Genomic DNA, 19,706 nt, shown 5'->3' with positions numbered 1-19,706 from the left:
GGGATCGAGTCTAGGCAAAGGCTCTGTTGCAGCCTATGCCGGAACTGTTCAAACAACCTGGCACTTTTTGCCACTCAGCATAGACAGCGAAAACCGCCATGCGCGATAGCGATTCGGTCGCCGTGTACTTCCTCAATGCCATGCTCCATGCCCTGCGCGACAGCCCTGGCGAGCGTGATGCCCAGTTGCGCGCGGTGGGCATCGACCCGCAACTGCTCGAGCAGCCCCAGGCACGGGTGCCGGCGAAGGCGTTCGCCGCACTGTGGCTGGCGCTGATCCAACGCCTGGACGACGAGTTTTTCCGCCTCGACAGCCATGGCATGCCGCTGGGCAGTTTTGCCCTGATCTGCCGCGGCCTGATCCTCGAGCCGAACCTGGAAAAGGCCCTGCGCCAGTGCATGGGTGGTTTCAGCCTGTTCCTGCGTGACCTGCGTGGCAACCTGACGCTGCGCGGCGGGCGCGCGCTGATCAGTGTGCAGTCGAGTATTGCCGACCCACTGACCCGGGTGTACGCCGAGGAAACCTACCTGGTGCTGATGATCGGCATGCTTTGCTGGCTGGCCGGGCGGCGCATCGCCATCGACCGCACCGAGCTGGCAGTGTCTCGCCCGGCCCAGGAAGACGACCTGCTGTTGTGGGGGCCGGACCTGCGTCTGGGCAGCGGGCGCACCGAGGTAGAGTTCGACAGTGCTTACCTGCGCTTGCCAGTGGTGCAGGACGTGGCGGCCCTGAAAACCTTTCTGCGCAGTGCACCGCAGGGGCTGGTGATCCGTTTTCGCAACCAGAACGGGCTGGTAGCCCAGGTATACCGGCACTTGCGGGCCCGGCGCTACGGGCAGTGGCCGACGCTGGCGGCGCTGGCGCAGCAGCAAGGGATCAGCGCCAGTACCTTCCGCCGGCAGCTGGAGCGGGAAGGGCGGTCTTACCAGCAGATCAAGGATGAGGTGCGCCGGGCGATGGCCTTCGAGCATTTGCGCGAAGGCGTACTGAGCGTTGCCGAGATTGCCGAGCAGGCCGGTTTCCAGGAGCCCAGTGCCTTCCACCGGGCATTCAAGAAATGGACCGGGCAGAGCCCGGGCAGCTATCGCGCCAGGCTGGCCGGGCGATAGCTGGCAACCTGCGCCACCTTCAGTCCTGCAGATCCGCCGCCAGTGCCTTGACCCGGGTCAGGTCGCCCTTGGCGATTTTTGCCACTCTGCTGCCGTACTCGGCATCGGCCTTGTACAAGAACGACAGGATGATGTGCTTGCTCTGGTCATCTGCGACGGACAGTGACTGACCGAAACTGTTGACCAGGTCACGCTGCTCGTTTTTCGAAAAGGCGCGGTAGAGGTCGCCTGCCTGCTTGAAGTTCTGTTCCCTGGCGATGCCTTGTTGCTGGGTGGTATCGCTCAAGGTCAGCTGGCTGTAGCGCGCCGACTCGGTGCTGCTGCGTGGCTGCAGGCGGCTGGGTTCGTAGTTGACCATGCCTTGGGTGCGGCCGGGATTGAGCAGGCCATCCTGGTTGCCATTGTTGACCGCAGCCCGCGGCTGGTTGATGGGCAGGCTGCCAGCGTTGGCGCCGATCCGGTACATCTGGGTGTCGGCATAAGAAAACAGCCGGCCTTGCAGCAGTCGGTCCTCGGAAGGCTCGATACCGGCGATCAGGTTGGAAGGGGCGAGGGCGACTTGTTCGGTTTCCTGGAAGAAGTTGTCGACATTGCGGTTGAGCACCATCTGCCCGACCCGCCGCTCAGGCACATCCGGCCAGACCTTGGTAGCGTCCAGCGGATCGAAATCGAAGCTTGCCAGCTGCTCGGGGCGCAGGGTCTGGATATACAGGTCCCACTTGGGGTGTTCACCACGCGCGATGGCACTTACCAGGTCTTCGGTCATGTGGCTGAAATGCTTGCCCTGGATCTGCTCAACGGCCTTGGGGTCGAGGTTTTCCTGGCCTTGCAGGCTTTTCCAGCGGAACTTCACATAGGTTGCTTCGCCCTTGGCATTGACGAACTTGTAGGCATGCACGCTGTTGCCGTCCATGTGCCGATAGCTTTTGGGCGTGCCTTGGTTGGAGTACAGCAGGGTCAGGGTGCGGGTGGCCTCCGGCATGTGCGACAACAGGTCGAAGCGCCGGGCGTCATTGCCCAGGTTGTTGCGCGGGTCGGGCTTGAAGGCATGCACCATGTCCGGGAACTTGATGGCGTCACGGATGAAGAACGTGGGGAAGTTGTTGCCGACCAGGTCCCAGTTGCCGGTGCTGGTGTAGAAACGCGTGGCAAAGCCGCGCGGGTCACGCAGCGTCTCCGGCGAGTGCAGCCCGTGCACCACCGAGGAGAAACGCACGAATACCGGGGTCTGTTCGCCGGGGGTGAAGAGCGGGGCCAAGGTCAATCCGGACAGGTCTTCGGAGGCCGTAAACAGGCCGTGGGCACCCGTGCCACGGGCATGTACCACGCGCTCGGGGACACGCTCGCGGTCAAACCGCTGGAGTTTCTGGACCAGGTGCACATCCTGCAGCAATACCGGGCCAGTGGCACCGGCGGTTTGCGAATGTTGGTTGTCACCAACGGCAGCGCCGTTGTCACGGGTCAGCGGCGCGGCCAGCAGGGTTGGGCTGGCCAGCAGGGTTGCGCATAGAAGGGCCAACGCAGAGCGGGTGGGGTGACTTGCAGGCATTGGAGGGCACTCACGGGATGATGGGAGTGCCGATCCTAGTGACGCCGCTGCTGCCGCGCAGTCAGGGCGCTCACCTCATGCTGTATGAAAACTCACCATCCGTGCTTCAGGCGGGGACCATGGCAAAGCCCACGCCGAAGCGGTTCCAGGCATTGATGGTGGCAATCGCCAAGGTCAGGTTGGCCACCTCGGCCGGTTCGAAATGTTCCTGCAGCGCTTCATACTGACCCTGCGGCGCGCCATGCTCCGGCAGGCGGGTCAGGCTCTCGACCCAGGCCAGCGCGGCGCGTTCACGCGGGGTGAAGTAGGCGGTTTCCTGCCACACGCACAAGGTTTGCAGGCGGGCTTCGGTCTCACCGGCCTTGCGTGCATCGTTGGCGTGCAGGTTGACGCAGTAGGCGCAGCCATTGATCTGTGACGCACGCAGGCGCACCAGCTCCAGCAGCGAGTTCTCCAGGCCGCTCTTGGCCAACGCCTGCTCCAGGCCGACCATGGCTTTGTAGGCTTCGGGGGCGTGCTTGGCCCATTCGATACGGTTGTACATGGCTGTCTCCAAGGGGTGTGGGATGGGATGGGGTTACTGTAACGCCGCCCGTTGGTCACCCCGATAGCCAATCGCGCACATAAGCGGGAGGCCAATCGTGCATTCAGCTGCCCACTGCCACGCATCCAATCTCTTCATTTCTGCACGGCTCGCCAAGCCCGGATAATGGCCAGGTCCTGACACAGAGAACCGATTCACAATGAGAGCTGCATTGAACCTGTTGCTGGTGATCCTGCTGGCGCTGAACTTGCGGCCGATCCTGACCAGCATCGGCCCGTTACTCGAACCCATGCGCGCCAGCACCGGCCTGGGTTACCAGCAGGCGGCCTTGCTGACGGCGCTGCCGGTCTTGTGCATGGGCCTGGTGCCCTTGCTGCAACCCTGGCTGCGGCGCTGGATCAGCGAGCATGGCGGCATGCTGGGCGGCCTGGCCGCGATTGCCCTGGCCTGCCTGTGGCGGCTGCAGCTGGACAGCGCGTGGGCGCTGATCGCCAGCGCAGTAGTCGCCGGCCTGGGCGTGGCGCTGGTCCAGGGCATGATGCCCGGGCTGGTCAACCGCTGGTTCCCGGCGCGTCTGGCAGGGGCGATGGGCCTGTATTCGGCGGCATTGATGAGCGGCGGCGGCCTGGCTGCCGTCTTGGGCCCACATATCAGCGGCTACTTTGGCCACTGGCAGGTCGGCCTGGGCCTTTGGGCGATCCCGGCGCTGCTGGCGGTGCTCGCCTGGGCCGTGCTGCGGCCCCGGCAGCAACCGCCAAAGCTGGCCGGCGCGGCTGACGGGCACTGGTTCGGCACCCGCCGGGCCTGGTTGCTGGCCCTGTACTTCGGCCTGATCAACGGCGGCTACACCAGCATGGTGGCCTGGTTGCCGGCCTATCACATCGAGCACGGCGGCAGCGCCCAGGGTGGCGCCGACCTGGTGGGCCTGATGACGATCTTCCAGGTGGCCGGTGCACTGGGCCTGCCGCTGTTGCTGCGGCGCTGGACCGACCGTCGTCCCGGCCTGTGGCTGGCGCTGGCGATCCAGCTGGCGGGCTTCCTCGGCTTGCTGCTGGCGCCGACCCAGGCGCAAGGGTTGTGGGTGGCGATGATCGGTTTTGGCCTGGGCGCCTGCTTCAGCCAGAGCCTGACGCTGACCCTGGAGCATCTGAAAACACCTGCCCAGGCCGGTAGCCTGGCGGCGTTCGTGCAGGGCATCGGTTTCATCATCACCGGCATCGTGCCGTACATCACCGGTTGGCTGCGTGACGTGAGTGGTGACTTCCAGGCGTCGTGGGCACTGCTGACCGTGACAGTGCTGGCGATGCTGCTGGTGACCGCGTGCTTCAACCCGCGCGGCTATGCGGCGGCCATCGCACGCCCGGCCTTGGTGGGCAAGGCCGCACCGGTCAGCTGAGGCGTTGCAGGGTGTCGCGCACCCGGTCCAGCGCCGGGTCGATGTCCAGCAACTCGATCGCGCCGAAGCCCAGCAGCAACCCTGGGCGCACCGGCGCTTCGCTGTAGAACGGCGCCAGCGAGTACAGGCCGACCTCCACCTTGCGCGCAAGGTTGGCCAGCAGTTCGACATCGACCCCAGGTTTGGCCAGGGCGCTGAGGTGGAAACCGGCGCTGGCCGGGATGGGGCTGAACCAGGCAGACAAGTCCCCGCCCAGGCGCGCCAGGATGCGGTCGCGGCGGGCGCTGTAGACCTCGTGGCAACGACGAATGTGTTTGTTCAGGTGGCCTTCGCCAAGGAACCGCGCCAGCGCCCACTGCAGCAGGGTCGGGCTGTGCCAGTCACTCAGGTGTTTGGCCACGCAGGCGGCCTGCAGCACGGCGGGGGGCAGCACGGCGTAGCCCAGGCGCAGCTCTGCCAGCAGCGTCTTGGAAAACGTCCCCACATACGCCACCAGGCCATGGCGGTCCAGGCGCTGCAGCGCATCCGAGGCTGGTCCGTGGTAGCGGAACTCGCAGTCGTAGTCGTCTTCGATGATCAGCGCACCCAGTTCGGCGGCCCGCGCCAGCAGCGCGTGCCGGCGCCGCTCGCTCATCGGCATGCCCAGCGGAAACTGGTGCGACGGCGTCACGTAGATCAGCCGGGTGCCGTCGGCAATCTGCTCCACGCACAGGCCTTCATCGTCTACCGGCACCGACTGCAGGCGTGCGCCCAGGGCCAGGAACAGTTGCCGGGCTGGCGGGTAGCCGGGGTCTTCCATGGCCACCTGGCAACCCGGCTCGACCAGCACCCGGGCGATCAGGTCCAGCGCCTGCTGGGCGCCGTTGCACACCAGCAGGTCGGCTGCGCTGCAGTGCACGCCGCGAGCATAGGCGATGTGGTGGGCGATGGCTTCGCGCAGCTCTGGCAGGCCCTGGGCCGGGAACTGCCGATCGGGGTGGCGCTGGCTACGGCGCAGGGCGTAGTTCAGGCAGCTGCGCCACTGGTCGAACGGGAACTGCGCCTTGCTCGATGCGCCGCCGATGAAATCGTAGCGCGACGGCGCTTCCAGCTGGCGCCGGCCAAGCACTGTCGCGCGTTGCTGCCAGCGTTCGAGGGACGCAGCACCGGCCAGGGGGATGGCCGCAGATTCGCTGCTACGCAGGGGCAGGCGCGGGGTGATGAAGGTGCCACGGCCGACCACGCCGCTGAGCAGGTTGTCGTAGGTAAGGCGCGAGTAGGCCTCGGCCACGGTCTTGCGTGACACACCCAGTTGCTCGGCCAGCAGGCGGGTTGGCGGCAGCTGGGTGCCGGCAGCCAGGTGGCCGCTGTCGATACCGGCGCGCAGTTGCTGGTAGAGCTGGTCGGCGAGGCCTTTGCGGCCTTCCAGGCGGATGTGCAGTTCCATGGGGCGGTCCGGGGCGGGGGAGTGCTCAGGATAGCGGATTGGCTGGGCGACTGAGCGGGATGAACACCGCCACAGGTTGCCGCCTTCGTGCATGGCTGTAGACTGGTGAGGCTGCAATGAGGCCCACCGAGCAATCCAGTCAAGTCAACAAGGCTGGCAACCATGGCCACACAGGTTTGGTACGTTGCAACAAATGTGGGAGCGGGTTCACCCGCGAAGCGCCGCGCGGGCGGCGCTCGATCTCACAGGCGCTGTATATCTGTGCTGGCAAGCACCTGTCAGCCCAGATGCTTTCCACTGTGGGGCCCTACCGACAACAGGGCGGCCTACTCGCCGCTAACCAACCGCCGCGCCAGCTGGTTATGCCGCTCCAGCACCCGCGGCAGGTCGACCGTAGCCAACTGCCCATCCTTCACCACCACCCGCCCATTGATCACGCTGGTGTGCACCTGCGTCGGCGTACAGAACACCAGCGCCGCCAGCGGGTCATGATGGCCACCGGCATAGGCCACGTGGCCCAGATCGAAGGCGACGAAGTCGGCCACCATCCCCGGCGCCAAGGCGCCGATGTCATTGCGGTTGAGCACCTTGGCGCCACCCAGGGTGGCGATCTCCAGGGCCTCGCGCGCCGTCATCGCATCGGGGCCGAAACCTACCCGTTGCAGCAACAAGGCCTGACGCACTTCACCGATCATGCTGGCGCCGTCGTTGGATGCCGAACCGTCGACACCCAGGCCCACCGGTACACCGTGGTCGCGCATCTTGCGCACCGGGGCGATGCCCGAGGCCAGGCGCATGTTCGAACAAGGGCAATGGGCCACGCCGGTGCCGGTACGGGCGAACAGCTCGATGCCATGCTGGTCGAGCTGCACACAGTGGGCGTGCCACACATCGTGGCCGACCCAGCCGAGGTCTTCGGCGTATTCGGCGGGGGTCATGCCGAACTTTTCGCGGCTGTAGGCGATGTCGTTGACGTTCTCGGCCAGGTGGGTGTGCAATGACACCCCGTACTGACGTGCCAGTACCGCCGCTTCGCGCATCAGGTCACGGCTGACCGAGAACGGTGAGCAGGGCGCCACCACGATGCGGCGCATCGAGCCGTGGCTGGCATCGTGGTAGTCCTCGATCAGGCGCTGGGATTCCTTGAGGATGTCGCTTTCCTTCTCCACCACCGAGTCTGGCGGCAGCCCGCCCTGGCTCTGGCCCACGCTCATGCTGCCGCGCGCGGCGTGGAAGCGCATGCCGATTTCCGCGGCGGCATGGATGCTGTCGTCGAGCTTGCAGCCGTTGGGGTAGATGTACAGGTGGTCGCTGGAGGTGGTGCAACCGGACAGGATCAGTTCGGCCATGGCGGTCTGGGTCGACACCGCGATCATTTCCGGAGTCAGCCGTGCCCAGATCGGGTACAGGTTGGTCAGCCAGTTGAACAGCTCGCCGTCCTGCGCCGCCGGCACCACGCGGGTGAGGCTCTGATACATGTGATGGTGGGTGTTGACCAGGCCTGGGATGACCACCTTGCCGGCCATGTCCAGAATGACATCGGCCTGCTGGGGGAGGGTTTCGCTGGGGCCGACCTGCCTGATCAGGTTGTCTTCGATGTACATACCGCCGTTTTTGATTTCCCGGCGTTCGCCGTCCATGGTCACCAGAAGTTCGGCGTTCTTTACCAATAAAGTCTTGGGCATAACCTGTGCCTGCGCAATACGCAGCGGCGTTTGCCGGAGTCGTAGGCGCAGAGCCATGTAACCAGAGTTGCTTTTGATTGTATACAGGGCCCGGTAATTGGTGAATCTGCGGCTTAAAACAATGGAAAATTGGCCCGTAATCGGAATCAGGATAACGAATAGACTGCCGGCATCATTTTTGGAGTTTGTCTTGATGTCCGCTTATCAACCTACCGCCACGGGGGACGCGACGGCGCAGAACGCCGGCGTCAGCATTGCCATCCTGGCGTTCTCGGCCTTTCTGATCGTGACCACCGAGTTCCTCATCGTCGGCCTGTTGCCCGCGCTTGCCCGCGACCTTGGCATCCCGATCTCGGCTGCCGGGCAACTGGTCACGCTGTTCGCCTTCACGGTGATGGTTGCCGGCCCGCCCCTGACGGCGGCGCTATCGCACCTGGACCGTAAAAGGCTGTTCATCGCCATACTGCTGCTGTTCGCCGGCGCCAATGCCCTGGCTGCTGCCTCGACCAGCTTCTGGGTGCTGGCCATCGCCCGGGTCATGCCAGCGTTGGCGCTGCCTGTGTTCTGGGGCACGGCAAGTGAAACAGCCGGGCAGCTGGCCGGGCCGCACAAGGCGGGGCAGGCCGTGTCCAAGGTGTACCTGGGGATTTCGGCAGCCATGCTGCTGGGTATCCCCCTGGGTACCGTCGCGGCCAACGCCATCGGCTGGCGCGCGGCATTCTGGGCGTTGGCAGGCTTGTCGCTGATCATGGCCCTGGCCATGCTGGTGTGGATGCCGTCGGTGACCCGCACGGCAAAGGTCGACTTCAAGCAACAGGCGCGTATTTTTCGTGAGCGCAATTTCCTCGCCAACGTGTTGCTGTCGGTGGTGGTATTCACGGCCATGTTCACTGGTTACACCTACCTCGCCGACATGCTGGAACGCGTTGCAGGTGTCGCCCCGGGGCATACCGGCTGGTGGCTGATGGGCTTTGGCGCGGTCGGCCTGGCAGGCAACTGGATCGGCGGGCGGGCGGTGGACCGTTCGCCGCTCGGGGCAACCGCGCTGTTCCTGGTGCTGCTGGCCATCGGCATGGCGGCGATCGTGCCGCTGGCCCATGCCGGCCTGGTGTTCTGCCTGGCACTGGCGCTGTGGGGCATTGCCAATACCGCGCTGTACCCGATCAGCCAGGTGCGCGTGATGAGTGCGGTGACACATTCCCAGGCATTGGCGGGCAGCACCAATGTTTCGGCGGCCAACGCCGGCATTGGCCTGGGCGCGGTGATCGGTGGCGTGACCATCCCGGGCCTGGGTATCGAGTACCTGGGCTACGTGGCCGCAGGCGTGGCGCTGTCGGGGCTGGGCCTGGTGGCAGTGCTCGGCAAGCTGACCCGTCAGCCGGGTACGCTGGCCCGCGTCCCGTGAGGGGCGAGGCGCGGTAGCAGGTAGTCGAGCAAGGCGCGGACCTTGGGCAGCCCTTCGCGGCTTTTCAGCCACACCAGGTTCATGGGCAGGCCATCGGTCGCCAGCGCTGGCAACACCTCGACCAGGCGCCCCTGATCGAGGTGTTGCTGGGTCAGCCAGGTGGGCAGCTGGCCGATGCCATGGCCGGCCAGCACTGCCGCCACTTCGCCCTCGCCGTCGCCCACCGCGATCCGTGGCTGAACGCTGCGACGCTCCATTTCCCCAGGCTGGCGGCCCTTGAAGAACCACGGGCTGACCCCGCCGTCGGTGTTCCCATAGCCTACACAGTGGTGGTGCTCGAGGTCGCGTTCGGTGCGCGGCACACCCTGCGTTGCCAGGTAGCCAGGTGAGGCGCAGAACACCAGGCGCTGAGCCCCGAAATACTGGTGGCCAAGCGCTGCCGGCCAGGTATCCGGGCCGCCGATGCGCACCACGATGTCGATGCCTTCGTGCACCGGGTCGACGAAACGGTCGGAGAACGACACATGCGGTTGCAGCAGGGGGTGCAGGCGCATGAAATCCAGGATCAGCGGCAGCACATGCAGGCGCCCGTAAGAGGCGGGCAGCTCGACTCGCACCTTGCCGTGGGGTTGGTTGTCGGTGGCGACGATGGCGTGTTCGACCTCTTCCAGGTCAGCCAGCACCGACGTGCAGGTGCGGTAGAAGACGCTGCCGGCTTCGGTGAGTGCCAAGCTGCGGGTGGTGCGGTTGAACAGGCGCGCACCCAGGCGAGCCTCCAGGCGGGCCACGCTCTTGCTGACGGCCGAGCTGGTCAGGTTCAGCCGCTCGGCGGCGGCGGTGAAGCTGCCCAGGTCAGCAACGGCGACGAAGACGTCGATGCCTTTGAGGCGTTCGGAGGAATACATGGCCGGCCTTTTTGATGAACTGGATTCCAGTGTTCGAGCTGTATATTGAATCTCGACCAGGAAAATTCATCAATGGCCTATTCCTGTACCGGCCTCTTCGCGGGTGAACCCGTAAAGAGGCCGGTACAGGTCAGCTCATATCAAACAGTCCCGCGGCTGCTCACTCCATCCAGCAACCGCGCGATCCCCAGCGGGTTGTCGTTTTTCAGGGCATCCGGCAGCAGCGCATCCGGGTAGTTCTGGAAGCACACCGGCCGCAGGAAACGGTCGATAGCCAGGGTCCCCACCGAGGTGCCACGTGCGTCGGAGGTGGCCGGGTAAGGCCCGCCATGCACCATCGCGTCAGAGACCTCGACACCGGTCGGGTAGCCGTTCAGCAGCAGGCGCCCGGCCTTGCGCTCCAGCAACGGCACCAGCGAGGCGAATGCCTGCAGGTCCTCAGGCCCGGCAATCAGGGTGGCGGTCAGCTGGCCTTGCAGGTGGCGCAGCGCCTCGCCCAATGCCCGTGCATCGGCCACTTCCACCACCACGGTGGTCGGGCCGAACACTTCTTCCTGCAGCAGCGGGTCACCGTTCAGCAGCAGGCTTACATCGGCCTTGAACAACTGCGGCTGGGCCTGCTGGCCGGTTTGCGGTTGCCCGGCCAGGTGCTGGACGCCCGGGTGTGCCAACAAGTGCTGCACGCCGGTCTGATAACTGCGCAGGGTGCCGGCGTTGAGCATGGTCTGTGGACCCTGGTCGGCCATATGGGCTGTCAGCGTTTGCACGAAGTGCTCGAACTGCGGCGACTTGATGCCCACCACCAGGCCCGGGTTGGTGCAGAACTGCCCGCAACCCAGCACCACCGAAGCGGCCAGCTCGCTGGCCACTTGCTCACCACGAACCTGCAGCGCCTGGGGCAGGACGATGACCGGGTTGATGCTGCTCATTTCGGCGAACACCGGGATCGGCTGCGGGCGGGCCGCGGCCATGTCGCACAGGGCACGGCCACCGCGTAACGAACCGGTGAAACCGACCGCCTGGATGGCCGGGTGCTTGACCAGCGCCTCACCGACCCCGGCGCCGTAGATCATGTTGAATACGCCTGCCGGCACGCCGCTGCTGGCGACTGCGCGGTCGATGGCTGCGGCCACATGGGCGGCCGTCAGCATGTGCCCGCTGTGCGCCTTGAATACTACCGGGCAGCCCGCGGCCAGCGCCGAGGCGGTGTCACCGCCTGCAGTGGAGAAGGCCAGCGGGAAGTTGCTGGCACCGAACACCGCCACCGGGCCGACGCCAATGCGGTACTGGCGCAGGTCGGGGCGAGGCAGCGGGGCACGTTGGGGCAGGGCGCGGTCGATGCGCGCAGCGTAGAAGTCGCCACGGCGCACCACTTCGGCAAACAGGCGCAGCTGGTTGCTGGTGCGGGCACGCTCACCGCGGATACGCGCTTGCGGCAGGGCGGTTTCCTGCATCACGTGCTGGATGAAGTCATCGCCCAGCGCATCCAGTTCGTTGGCGATGGCTTCAAGGAAGGCGGCGCGTTGGGCCGGGCCGGTAGCGCGGTAAGCCGGGTAGGCGGCCTCCGCAGCCAACACGGCGGCTTCGACTTCGTCGCCGGTGGCCTGATGGAAAGCGAAGGGCAGCGGTGCGCCCGTGTGGGCGTCGACGCTGTTCAGCAGCACCTCACCGTTGCCGCGGAGTTGGCCGGCGATGTGGTTCAGGCGATGTTCGATGGACATTTCGTCTCCCTTGGGCAGTGACAGTCGTTGGGCTGGGACTGTAGGGCACCCATGGGAGGCTGAATAATGATTAATGCCGATCAGGCGATAACAAATCGTTATCGCCGCACACCCAGGGCCGGATTATTCAGGCGCTAATCGGCCAGCTGCAGCTCCGGCAGCTTCACCCGAAACGCCCGGGTCAGCCCCATCAGCACCACCAGGCCCATGCCCATCCAGCACAGGCCAATGGTGAACGACAGGCTGGTCAGGCTGCTCCACAGCCACAGGGTGCTGAGAAAACCCAGGCCCGGAATCGCGCCATACAGCAGCACATTACGGCCCCCACGCAGCTTCTGGTCGACCAGGTAGTGCTTGACCACCGCCAGGTTCACCGCCGAGAAAGCGAACAGCGCGCCAAAGCTGATCATGTTGGCGACGGTGTCCAGGGTAATCACCAACGCGATCAGCGACAGCAGGCTGACCAGCAGGATAGCCGTGGCCGGCACGCGCTTTTTAGTCGCCAGCTGGCCGAACACCCGAGGCAGCGCTCCGTCGCGGCCCATGGCGAACAGCACCCGCGACACGCTGGCCTGCGAGACCATGGCCGAGGCAAAGCAACCGGCCACGTAGGTGGCGGTGAAGGCGGTAACCAGCAGTTCGCCACCCACTCGGCGCATCACGTCCACCGAGGCCGAGTCCGGGTCGGCGAAGCTGCCCCAGTCGGGGAACACCATCTGCGCGCAGTACGACACCACCAGGAACAGCAAGCCGCCAATCAGCGACACGGCGAGGATCGCCACGGGAATACGGTAGGTCGGGTTGCTGGTTTCCTCGGCCATGGTCGACACCGCATCGAAGCCCAGGAACGACAGGCACAGCACGGCAGCGCCGGTCATGATCAACGGCACGCTGAAACCGTCGTGATGGAAAGGCGCCAGCAGCGACACCGGCTCCGCCTGTCCGCTGAGGTTGTGGATGGACAAGGCGACGAACACGATGATGAACACCAGTTGCACCACCACCAGGATCCAGTTGACCCGGGTGATCGACTCGATGCCGATCAGGTTCAGCAAGGTGACCAGCGCAATCGAGCCCGCCACCCACACCCACGCGTGGATGGACGGGAAGTACTCCGACATGTAGATGCCGATCAGCAGGTAGCTGAGCAGCGGCAGGAAGATGTAGTCGAGCAGCAGTGTCCAGCCGGCAATAAAGCCGATATGGCTGCCGAAGGCCTTGCGCGTGTAGGTGTAGACCGAGCCGGAGTAGGGGTGGGCCTGGACCATGCGGCCGTAGCTGTAGGCGGTCAGCAGCATGGCGGCGAGGGTCAGCAGGTAGGCGGTGGGCAAGTGCCCTTTGGTCATCTGGGTGACCAGCCCGTAGGTGGTGAACACTGCCAGGGGCACCATGTAGGCGAGGCCGAACAGGACTAGGGCGGTCATGCCCATGGACTTGCGCAAGCGCCCGGTGCTGGCGGCGGGTAGTGACGGGGCATGCGGGGCGGCGGTATGGGCTGTACTTGTTGTTGTATGCATGGCTAGCTCCTGGAAAGGGATGCAGCACACCGCAGTACGCGAGCTGGCTCGCTACCGGTGGGTGTAGTGCAAGGAGGTCGAGCGGGTGGCTCGCAGCGCTGGGGCGGTTTGATGCTCCCACACCCCGCAGGCACCCGGAATCACCCTTTGGGGTGAGCTGTGTGAAGCCCCAGGCAGCAGCGCAGCTGCTCACCCCAAAGGGTGATTTCGGTGTTCGCGGCGCCATGGGAGTATCTGGCCAACAACGCACCGCACTGGCGGCGGTGCCTTACTTGATACGGCAGGCCCAAAGTGACTGATCAATTGCTTTCGCAACCGTGGTTCGAGCACCTGGCCAAGGTCACCGAGGCCATCGGCCGGCCGGGCTTTGCCGCCACCCTGTTTGCGGCGCTTGGCGTGATCCGGCCTATCCAGGCCACCACGGTATACCTGTACCCGCAGGCTGGCATGCCCAGCGCGCTGTTCGAGCAGGACGACAAGGCGCCCTGGCAACCCGAAGGCAATGTCAGCCGCTACCTGTCCGGCTTCTACCTGCTCGACCCGTTCTACGGTGCCTGCGTGGAGCAGGTCGAATCGGGCTGCTACGGCCTGTTCGACATAGCGCCCGACCATTTCGAGGTCAGTGAGTACTACCAGTCGTTCTACCGCCACTCGCACCTGGAGGATGAGCTCAACTACATCCTGCAGGTGGCGCCAGGGCACAGCCTGGCGGTGTCGCTGGCGTTCACCGACAAGCTCGACGGGCACAGCCGCGAATTGTTCGGGCGCATCACGCCCTGGGTGCTGGCGGTGCTCGGCAAGCACTTTGCCGGGCTCGACAGCCGTGCCGGGCGATTCGAGAACATCCTCGAGCAACGCATCCACGCGGCCCTGAACAACTTTGGCAGCTCGCTGCTGACCGAACGTGAATGCCGTATCGCCCAGCTGATCCTGCGTGGCCACTCCACCAGGTCGCTGGCCGAGCGCCTGGGGGTGTCGGAAGACACCATCAAGTCGCACCGCAAGAACGTCTACGCCAAGCTCGACATCGGTACCCAGTCCGAGCTGTTTTCCCTGTTCATCGACGCGCTGGCCAATGCCCAGGGCGTGCTGGGCAGGGACCCGCTGGAAAGCTACATGGGCAAGCTGCGCTGAGCGCCAGCTGCCCTGCAACCCCACCGCAAAGGAAAACCAACAATGAATGCGCCTTTCGCCCCGCAACGCCAGACCCGTGACTACCAGGCAGCCGATGCCGCGCACCACATCCATGCCTTCCTCGACCAGAAGGCGCTGAACGCCGAAGGGCCGCGGGTGATCGTGGGTGGCGAACGCCTGCACCTGTGGGACAGCGAGGGCAAGCGCTACCTGGATGGCATGTCGGGCCTGTGGTGCACCCAGCTCGGCTACGGCCGCCGCGACCTGACCGCCGCCGCTGCCGCGCAGATGGACCAGCTGGCCTACTACAACATGTTCTTCCACACCACTCACCCGGCGGTGATCGAACTGTCCGAACTGCTGTTCAGCTTGCTGCCCGGGCACTATAGCCACGCGATCTACACCAACTCAGGCTCCGAAGCCAACGAGGTGCTGATCCGTACCGTGCGCCGCTACTGGCAAGTCGTCGGCCAGCCGACCAAGAAGATCATGATCGGCCGCTGGAACGGCTACCACGGCTCGACCTTGGCGGCCACGGCGCTGGGCGGCATGAAGTTCATGCACGAAATGGGCGGGCTGATCCCGGATGTGGCGCACATCGACGAGCCGTACTGGTACGCCGAGGGCGGCGAGCTGACCCCGGCCGAGTTCGGCCGCCGCTGCGCGCTGCAGCTGGAAGCAAAGATCCTCGAACTGGGCGCCGAGAACGTAGCAGGCTTTATCGCCGAACCGTTCCAGGGTGCCGGTGGCATGATCTTCCCGCCGGAAAGTTACTGGCCGGAAATCCAGCGCATCTGCCGCCAGTACGACGTGCTGCTGTGTGCCGACGAGGTGATTGGTGGCTTTGGCCGCACCGGTGAATGGTTCGCCCATGAGTACTTCGGCTTCGAGCCCGACACGCTGTCGATCGCCAAGGGCCTGACCAGCGGCTACGTGCCCATGGGTGGGCTGGTGCTGAGCAAGCGCATTGCCGAGGCGCTGGTCGAGCGCGGCGGGGTGTTTGCCCACGGCCTGACCTATTCCGGGCACCCGGTGGCGGCGGCGGTGGCGGTGGCCAACCTGAAGGCACTGCGTGACGAAGGCATCGTGCGCCAGGTGAAGGAAGACACCGGGCCGTACCTGCAGCGCATCTTGCGCGAGGTGTTTTCCGATCACCCGTTGATCGGCCAGGTGCAGGGTGCCGGGCTGGTGGCAGCGCTGCAGTTTGCCGAACACAAGCCGACGCGCAAGCGCTTTGCCAACGAGAACGACCTGGCCTGGCAATGCCGCACCTTCGGCTTCGAGGAAGGGGTGATCATTCGCTCCACCCTCGGCCGGATGATCATGGCCCCGGCGCTGATCGCCAGCCATGGCGAGCTGGACGAGCTGGTCGAAAAGACCCGCATCGCCGTGGACCGTACCGCGCGCCTGGTCGGCAGGCTCTGACCATCCGCAAGCCCACCGCCACCCCTGTGGGAGCGGGCTCACCCGCGAAGAATGCGACGCGGTGTGTGGCACCGGCTTTGCTGGTGCCCGCGGGTGAACCCGCTTCCACAGGGCTGTACGAAAACTGCACCTTATGAGCAACAGAGACCGCGATGGCGGTTACCTGGAGTACAAATGTACACCCTCGAATTCTGGCAACAACGCGCCTCGGACTTGTATCTGCCCGCCTGCGCGCTGATCGACGGCAAAGCCGTCAACGCACAGGGCGGCGCAACGTTCGCCGCCATCAACCCCGCCACAAACCAGGTCCTGGCACAGGTCGCCGCCTGCGGCCAGGCCGAGGTCGACCTGGCCGTCGCCAGCGCCCGTCGGGCCTTCGAGCAAGGCCCCTGGCCGCGCATGGCCCCGACCGAGCGCAAGAAAGTACTGTTGCGCCTGGCCGAGCTGATCATGGCCCACCGTGAAGAGCTGGCCCTGCTGGACTCGCTGAACATGGGCAAGCCGGTCATGGACGCCTACAACATCGACGTACCGGGCTCGGCACATGTGTTCGCCTGGTACGGCGAGGCGCTGGACAAGCTATACGACCAGGTAGCGCCTACCGCAGCCAATGCCCTCGCCACCATCACCCGGGAGGCCTTGGGCGTGGTCGCTGCGGTGGTACCGTGGAACTTCCCGCTCGACATGGCCGCCTGGAAGCTTGCCCCGGCATTGGCCGCCGGCAACAGCGTGGTGCTCAAGCCCGCCGAGCAGTCGCCGTTCTCGGCCCTGCGCCTGGCCCAGCTGGCGCTGCAGGCCGGGTTGCCGGAAGGGGTACTGAACGTGGTGCCGGGCCTGGGCGAGCAGGCCGGGCAGGCGCTGGGGCTACACCCGGATGTGGATTGCCTGGTGTTCACCGGCTCCACTCAGGTGGGCAAGTACTTCATGCAGTACTCGGCCCAGTCCAACCTCAAGCAGGTATGGCTGGAGTGCGGCGGCAAAAGCCCCAACCTGGTGTTCGAGAACTGCCAGGACTTGGACCTGGCGGCGGAAAAGGCGGCGTTCGGCATCTTCTTCAACCAGGGTGAGGTGTGTTCGGCCAACTCGCGGCTGTATGTGCAGCGCTCCATCCATGATGAGTTCATCGAGCGCCTGCAGGCCAAGGCCCGCCAGTGGCTGCCGGGTAATCCGCTGGACCCCGCGAGCCGTGCCGGGGCCATCGTCGACGCCGGGCAGACGGGCCGGATCGAAGCGGCCATCGCTCGAGCCGGGCAGGAAGGGGCGCGGTTGCTGTGCGGTGGGCGGCGGCTGACCATCGCCGGTTCGGACAACTACATCGAGCCGACCATTTTTGCCGGTGTCGAGCGCTGCATGAGCCTGGCGCAAGAGGAGGTCTTCGGGCCGGTACTGGCGGTGAGCGCCTTCGACACCGAGGAGCAGGCGGTGCGCCTGGCCAACGACAGCATCTACGGCCTGGCGGCCTCGGTGTGGAGCGACGACTTCAACCAGGTGCACCGGGTGGCGCGGGCGCTGAAGGCAGGCACCGTGTCGGTGAACACGGTCGATGCGCTGGATGTCACGGTGCCGTTTGGCGGTGGTAAACAGTCCGGATTCGGCCGCGACCTGTCGCTGCATTCGTTCGACAAGTATTCGCAGCTCAAGACCACCTGGTACCAGTTGCGTGGCTGAGAGCTGGCCTCTACTTCGATCCAGCCAACTGCGAACGGGTCAACAGTGCATCCAGCACCACTTCGCACGCGGCTCCCCAGGTCGCGCTCACCGGCTGATGCATCAGCACCGCCAGTCCATCCGCAGTGAAGGTGCCAGGGGTGGCAATGGCCTGTCCAAGGGCCTTGAGCGTGTACTCCGGCTGCTGCCCCGCGCTGGCCACGCAGTCCTGCAGATTGCCCAGCACCAGCGCCCGTGCCTCGGCCGCTGGCAGGCCTTTGTCCATCAGCCATTGCTGCAGGTCGTGGAGCAGGAAGTAGAACCAGCCATTCATGCACGCCGCCACCGTGGCCAACTCGAACTCGGGCTCGCCGTGCAGCACCACCAGCTTGCCCAAGGGCGCCAGGTATTGGGTGGTGAGTGCGTCGGGCGGGCAGACCACGACGGTGGACTGGTTATATTGCGCTGCGTACGACAGCATCGCACGCACGCAGAGCGCACCGGGAAACGCGCTCGCCAGCTGCGCCAGGCTGATCCCGGCGGCCAGCGACACCAGGCGCTGGCCGGGGCGCAGGCTGATTTCCTCGGCCAGTTCGGCCAACGAATGCGGGCGTACGCCGATCAGCACCAGCTCGGCCTGGTCCACCACGGCCTGGTTGCTCGGCAGCACCTGACAAGCATGTTCACGGGCCAGCATGGCGGCCCGGTCGGCATTGCGCGGAGAAAGCAGAATGGGGCCATCGAAACCGCTGCGGCGCAGGCCGATGACCACTTTTTCGGTGAGCTCGCCCACCCCTAGAATGCCCAGGCTGTGCATGGTGTCTCCTTGTCAGCTTTCCAGGCCGGCGCGGCGCTGGCCCCAGTGCAGGTTGAGGTTCACGCCCACGCTCAGCAGCGGTTCCGGCGGGTTGCGGTTGGGCCCTTTGGAGCCCAGCAGAAAGTCGATCAGCTCATCACGCTCGCCGCACAGCCAGTCGGCCAGCAGGGTGCCGGTGGCGGTGCCACGGGTGATGCCCAGGCCATTGCAGCACAGCGCGGCATGCACGTTGGGGGCGAGGGTGCCGAAGTGCGACAGGTGGTTGCGCGACAGGCACATCGAGCCGCCCCAGGTGTATTCGAATGGTATGCCCGACAGCATCGGGAAGCGCCGCTCGAACGCGTCGCGGTGCTGGCGCCCGGCGCGGGCAATATGGCGCGGGTGGGCGCGCCCATCGGCGTTGAAGCTGAAGCTGTTGCGCACCAGCAGGCGCTGGTCCGGCGTGCGCCGCAGGGTGCTGCCGAACGGGTCGGCGGGGATGATGCCCCAGGTGGCCTTGCCGCCCAGACGGGCCTGTTCTGCTTCGGTCAGCGGGCGGGTCATGCTGGCGTAGGTGAAGATCGGCAGTAGGCGGCCGGGCAGGAAGCCGAAGTGCGAGGCGAAGGCGTTGTTGGTCAGCAGCAACTGGTCGGCGATGATCTCGCCGTTGGCGTGCTTGAGGGTGATGCGGCGGCCCTGCTCGATGTGGGTGATGGTGGTGCGTTCGTGCAGGGTCACGTTGCCTGGCAGGCTTTCGGCCAGGCCCTTGGCCAGGGCGGCAGGTTGCAACAGCTGGGTGCCCGGGGTGTACAGCGCCTTGCGGTAGAACGGGGTGCCGACGTGCCCGGGCAGGTCGCGGGCATCGATCATCTGGTAGGGCTGGCCGAGTTTTTCCAGGCCGCTGCGGTAGGCTTCCAGCACGGCCAGGCCCTTGTCTTCGACGGCGGCCTGGTACTTGCCGTCCGGGCGGATCTGGCAGTCGATGCCGTGCTGGTTGATCAGCCCGCGCAGGATCGACTGGGCGCGCAGGTTGAGCTTGAGGTTCATCCTGGCGGTGGCCAGGTCACCGATGTAGTCGGGGGCACCGATGTCGTGGGGCAGGTCGATGGCGAAGCCCGAGTTGCGTCCCGAGGCGCCGAAGCCGACCTCCTGGGCATCGACCAGGATGATTTCGTCGTCGGGGTGGTGCAGCGCCAGTTGCCGCGCTGCGGCAAGGCCGGTGAAGCCCGCGCCCAGCACCACCCAGCGTGCCTCGCTCCGCCCTCGGTGTGCGGCGCGGGGCTGGCGCTCGGGGCTGAGGTGGAACCAGCCGCAACCGTTGTCGTCCGCGGGGGTAGCGGTGTTTCTGTACATGGGATTTTTATCCGTGTTGTTTTCTCCACTATGGCATTGGGGGGGCGGGGGGACTATGACGGGAGGGACGGGGAATGGGATGTTTTGGCTGGGG

Annotated in this window: 15 protein-coding genes; 6 read left to right on the top strand and 9 right to left on the bottom strand. The window is 65.7% G+C overall.

Features of this window, described 5'->3' with window-relative positions; all coding sequences use genetic code 11:
- Window positions 1-98: 98 nt before the first annotated feature.
- Complete coding sequence (locus tag AC5O5R_RS16945) at window positions 99-1,109, top strand: AraC family transcriptional regulator (RefSeq protein ID WP_172224721.1); 1,011 nt, start codon at window positions 99-101, stop codon at window positions 1,107-1,109.
- Window positions 1,110-1,128: 19 nt separating this feature from the next.
- Here AC5O5R_RS16945 and AC5O5R_RS16940 read toward each other — a convergent pair whose 3' ends face one another.
- Together AC5O5R_RS16940 and AC5O5R_RS16935 are read right to left on the bottom strand one after the other, a co-directional pair.
- Window positions 1,129-2,658, bottom strand: a complete 1,530-nt coding sequence (locus AC5O5R_RS16940) for a catalase (RefSeq protein ID WP_172224724.1) — start codon at window positions 2,656-2,658, stop codon at window positions 1,129-1,131.
- A 106-nt stretch (window positions 2,659-2,764) separates the two neighbouring features.
- Entirely contained in the window at window positions 2,765-3,202 is a 438-nt protein-coding gene (locus AC5O5R_RS16935) for a carboxymuconolactone decarboxylase family protein (RefSeq protein WP_172224727.1), read from the bottom strand.
- Between the two features lie 199 nt (window positions 3,203-3,401).
- Between AC5O5R_RS16935 and AC5O5R_RS16930 the strand changes: the two genes are divergently transcribed.
- The gene (locus tag AC5O5R_RS16930) at window positions 3,402-4,598 is read left to right on the top strand and encodes a CynX/NimT family MFS transporter (RefSeq protein ID WP_172224730.1); all 1,197 of its coding nucleotides are present in this window, start codon (window positions 3,402-3,404) and stop codon (window positions 4,596-4,598) included.
- Here the strand turns inward: AC5O5R_RS16930 and pdxR are convergent.
- The gene (gene pdxR, locus AC5O5R_RS16925) at window positions 4,591-6,024 is read right to left on the bottom strand and encodes a MocR-like pyridoxine biosynthesis transcription factor PdxR (RefSeq protein ID WP_172224733.1); all 1,434 of its coding nucleotides are present in this window, start codon (window positions 6,022-6,024) and stop codon (window positions 4,591-4,593) included. The genes AC5O5R_RS16930 and pdxR overlap by 8 nt on opposite strands.
- A gap of 326 nt (window positions 6,025-6,350) precedes the next feature.
- Window positions 6,351-7,709, bottom strand: coding sequence for an 8-oxoguanine deaminase (locus AC5O5R_RS16920; protein WP_494514544.1), 1,359 nt, complete (start codon window positions 7,707-7,709; stop codon window positions 6,351-6,353).
- A gap of 193 nt (window positions 7,710-7,902) precedes the next feature.
- Between AC5O5R_RS16920 and AC5O5R_RS16915 the strand changes: the two genes are divergently transcribed.
- On the top strand, window positions 7,903-9,114 hold the full coding sequence (locus tag AC5O5R_RS16915; protein ID WP_172232327.1) for an MFS transporter: 1,212 nt from the start codon (window positions 7,903-7,905) through the stop codon (window positions 9,112-9,114).
- Here the strand turns inward: AC5O5R_RS16915 and AC5O5R_RS16910 are convergent.
- From AC5O5R_RS16910 to AC5O5R_RS16900, 3 genes are all read right to left on the bottom strand, one after another.
- Window positions 9,084-10,019: a LysR family transcriptional regulator gene (locus AC5O5R_RS16910; RefSeq protein WP_172232330.1), complete on the bottom strand. Its 936-nt coding sequence runs from the start codon at window positions 10,017-10,019 to the stop codon at window positions 9,084-9,086. The genes AC5O5R_RS16915 and AC5O5R_RS16910 overlap by 31 nt on opposite strands.
- Before the next feature lie 140 nt (window positions 10,020-10,159).
- Window positions 10,160-11,740 (bottom strand): aldehyde dehydrogenase (NADP(+)), encoded by a 1,581-nt coding sequence (locus AC5O5R_RS16905; RefSeq protein ID WP_494514543.1) that lies wholly within the window; start codon window positions 11,738-11,740, stop codon window positions 10,160-10,162.
- 134 nt (window positions 11,741-11,874) lie between these two features.
- Complete coding sequence (locus AC5O5R_RS16900; protein WP_172286762.1) at window positions 11,875-13,257, bottom strand: APC family permease; 1,383 nt, start codon at window positions 13,255-13,257, stop codon at window positions 11,875-11,877.
- Window positions 13,258-13,548: 291 nt separating this feature from the next.
- Here AC5O5R_RS16900 and AC5O5R_RS16895 point away from each other — a divergent pair, with 291 nt between their 5' ends.
- The 3 genes from AC5O5R_RS16895 (at window position 13,549) to AC5O5R_RS16885 (ending at window position 17,484) form a co-directional block, all read left to right on the top strand.
- The gene (locus AC5O5R_RS16895) at window positions 13,549-14,391 is read left to right on the top strand and encodes a helix-turn-helix transcriptional regulator (protein WP_172232971.1); all 843 of its coding nucleotides are present in this window, start codon (window positions 13,549-13,551) and stop codon (window positions 14,389-14,391) included.
- A 42-nt stretch (window positions 14,392-14,433) separates the two neighbouring features.
- On the top strand, window positions 14,434-15,816 hold the full coding sequence (locus tag AC5O5R_RS16890) for an aspartate aminotransferase family protein (protein WP_172233082.1): 1,383 nt from the start codon (window positions 14,434-14,436) through the stop codon (window positions 15,814-15,816).
- Between the two features lie 174 nt (window positions 15,817-15,990).
- Window positions 15,991-17,484, top strand: a complete 1,494-nt coding sequence (locus AC5O5R_RS16885; protein ID WP_172286763.1) for an aldehyde dehydrogenase — start codon at window positions 15,991-15,993, stop codon at window positions 17,482-17,484.
- A gap of 10 nt (window positions 17,485-17,494) precedes the next feature.
- Here AC5O5R_RS16885 and AC5O5R_RS16880 read toward each other — a convergent pair whose 3' ends face one another.
- Both AC5O5R_RS16880 and AC5O5R_RS16875 read right to left on the bottom strand, forming a co-directional pair.
- Window positions 17,495-18,280 carry an NAD(P)-binding domain-containing protein gene (locus tag AC5O5R_RS16880; RefSeq protein WP_172231465.1) on the bottom strand — a complete coding sequence of 262 codons (786 nt, stop codon included), beginning with the start codon at window positions 18,278-18,280 and terminating at the stop codon, window positions 17,495-17,497.
- A 12-nt stretch (window positions 18,281-18,292) separates the two neighbouring features.
- The gene (locus AC5O5R_RS16875; protein WP_172231462.1) at window positions 18,293-19,612 is read right to left on the bottom strand and encodes an NAD(P)/FAD-dependent oxidoreductase; all 1,320 of its coding nucleotides are present in this window, start codon (window positions 19,610-19,612) and stop codon (window positions 18,293-18,295) included.
- Window positions 19,613-19,706: the final 94 nt, after the last annotated feature.

It is taken from the genome of Pseudomonas sp. 8_5_2 (genome assembly GCF_059295255.1).
This window is presented reverse-complemented; position numbering and strand designations above follow the sequence as displayed.

Coding starts and splice junctions, on each gene's coding strand:
- AC5O5R_RS16880 (WP_172231465.1), bottom strand. CDS start 18,280: ATGCACAGCCTGGGCATTCTAGGGGTGGGCGAGCTCACCGAAAAAGTG.
- AC5O5R_RS16945 (WP_172224721.1), top strand. CDS start 99: ATGCGCGATAGCGATTCGGTCGCCGTGTACTTCCTCAATGCCATGCTC.
- AC5O5R_RS16930 (WP_172224730.1), top strand. CDS start 3,402: ATGAGAGCTGCATTGAACCTGTTGCTGGTGATCCTGCTGGCGCTGAAC.
- AC5O5R_RS16875 (WP_172231462.1), bottom strand. CDS start 19,612: ATGTACAGAAACACCGCTACCCCCGCGGACGACAACGGTTGCGGCTGG.
- AC5O5R_RS16935 (WP_172224727.1), bottom strand. CDS start 3,202: ATGTACAACCGTATCGAATGGGCCAAGCACGCCCCCGAAGCCTACAAA.
- AC5O5R_RS16940 (WP_172224724.1), bottom strand. CDS start 2,658: ATGCCTGCAAGTCACCCCACCCGCTCTGCGTTGGCCCTTCTATGCGCA.
- AC5O5R_RS16890 (WP_172233082.1), top strand. CDS start 14,434: ATGAATGCGCCTTTCGCCCCGCAACGCCAGACCCGTGACTACCAGGCA.
- AC5O5R_RS16910 (WP_172232330.1), bottom strand. CDS start 10,019: ATGTATTCCTCCGAACGCCTCAAAGGCATCGACGTCTTCGTCGCCGTT.
- AC5O5R_RS16920 (WP_494514544.1), bottom strand. CDS start 7,709: ATGCCCAAGACTTTATTGGTAAAGAACGCCGAACTTCTGGTGACCATG.
- AC5O5R_RS16900 (WP_172286762.1), bottom strand. CDS start 13,257: ATGCATACAACAACAAGTACAGCCCATACCGCCGCCCCGCATGCCCCG.
- AC5O5R_RS16915 (WP_172232327.1), top strand. CDS start 7,903: ATGTCCGCTTATCAACCTACCGCCACGGGGGACGCGACGGCGCAGAAC.
- AC5O5R_RS16905 (WP_494514543.1), bottom strand. CDS start 11,740: ATGTCCATCGAACATCGCCTGAACCACATCGCCGGCCAACTCCGCGGC.
- pdxR (WP_172224733.1), bottom strand. CDS start 6,024: ATGGAACTGCACATCCGCCTGGAAGGCCGCAAAGGCCTCGCCGACCAG.
- AC5O5R_RS16885 (WP_172286763.1), top strand. CDS start 15,991: ATGTACACCCTCGAATTCTGGCAACAACGCGCCTCGGACTTGTATCTG.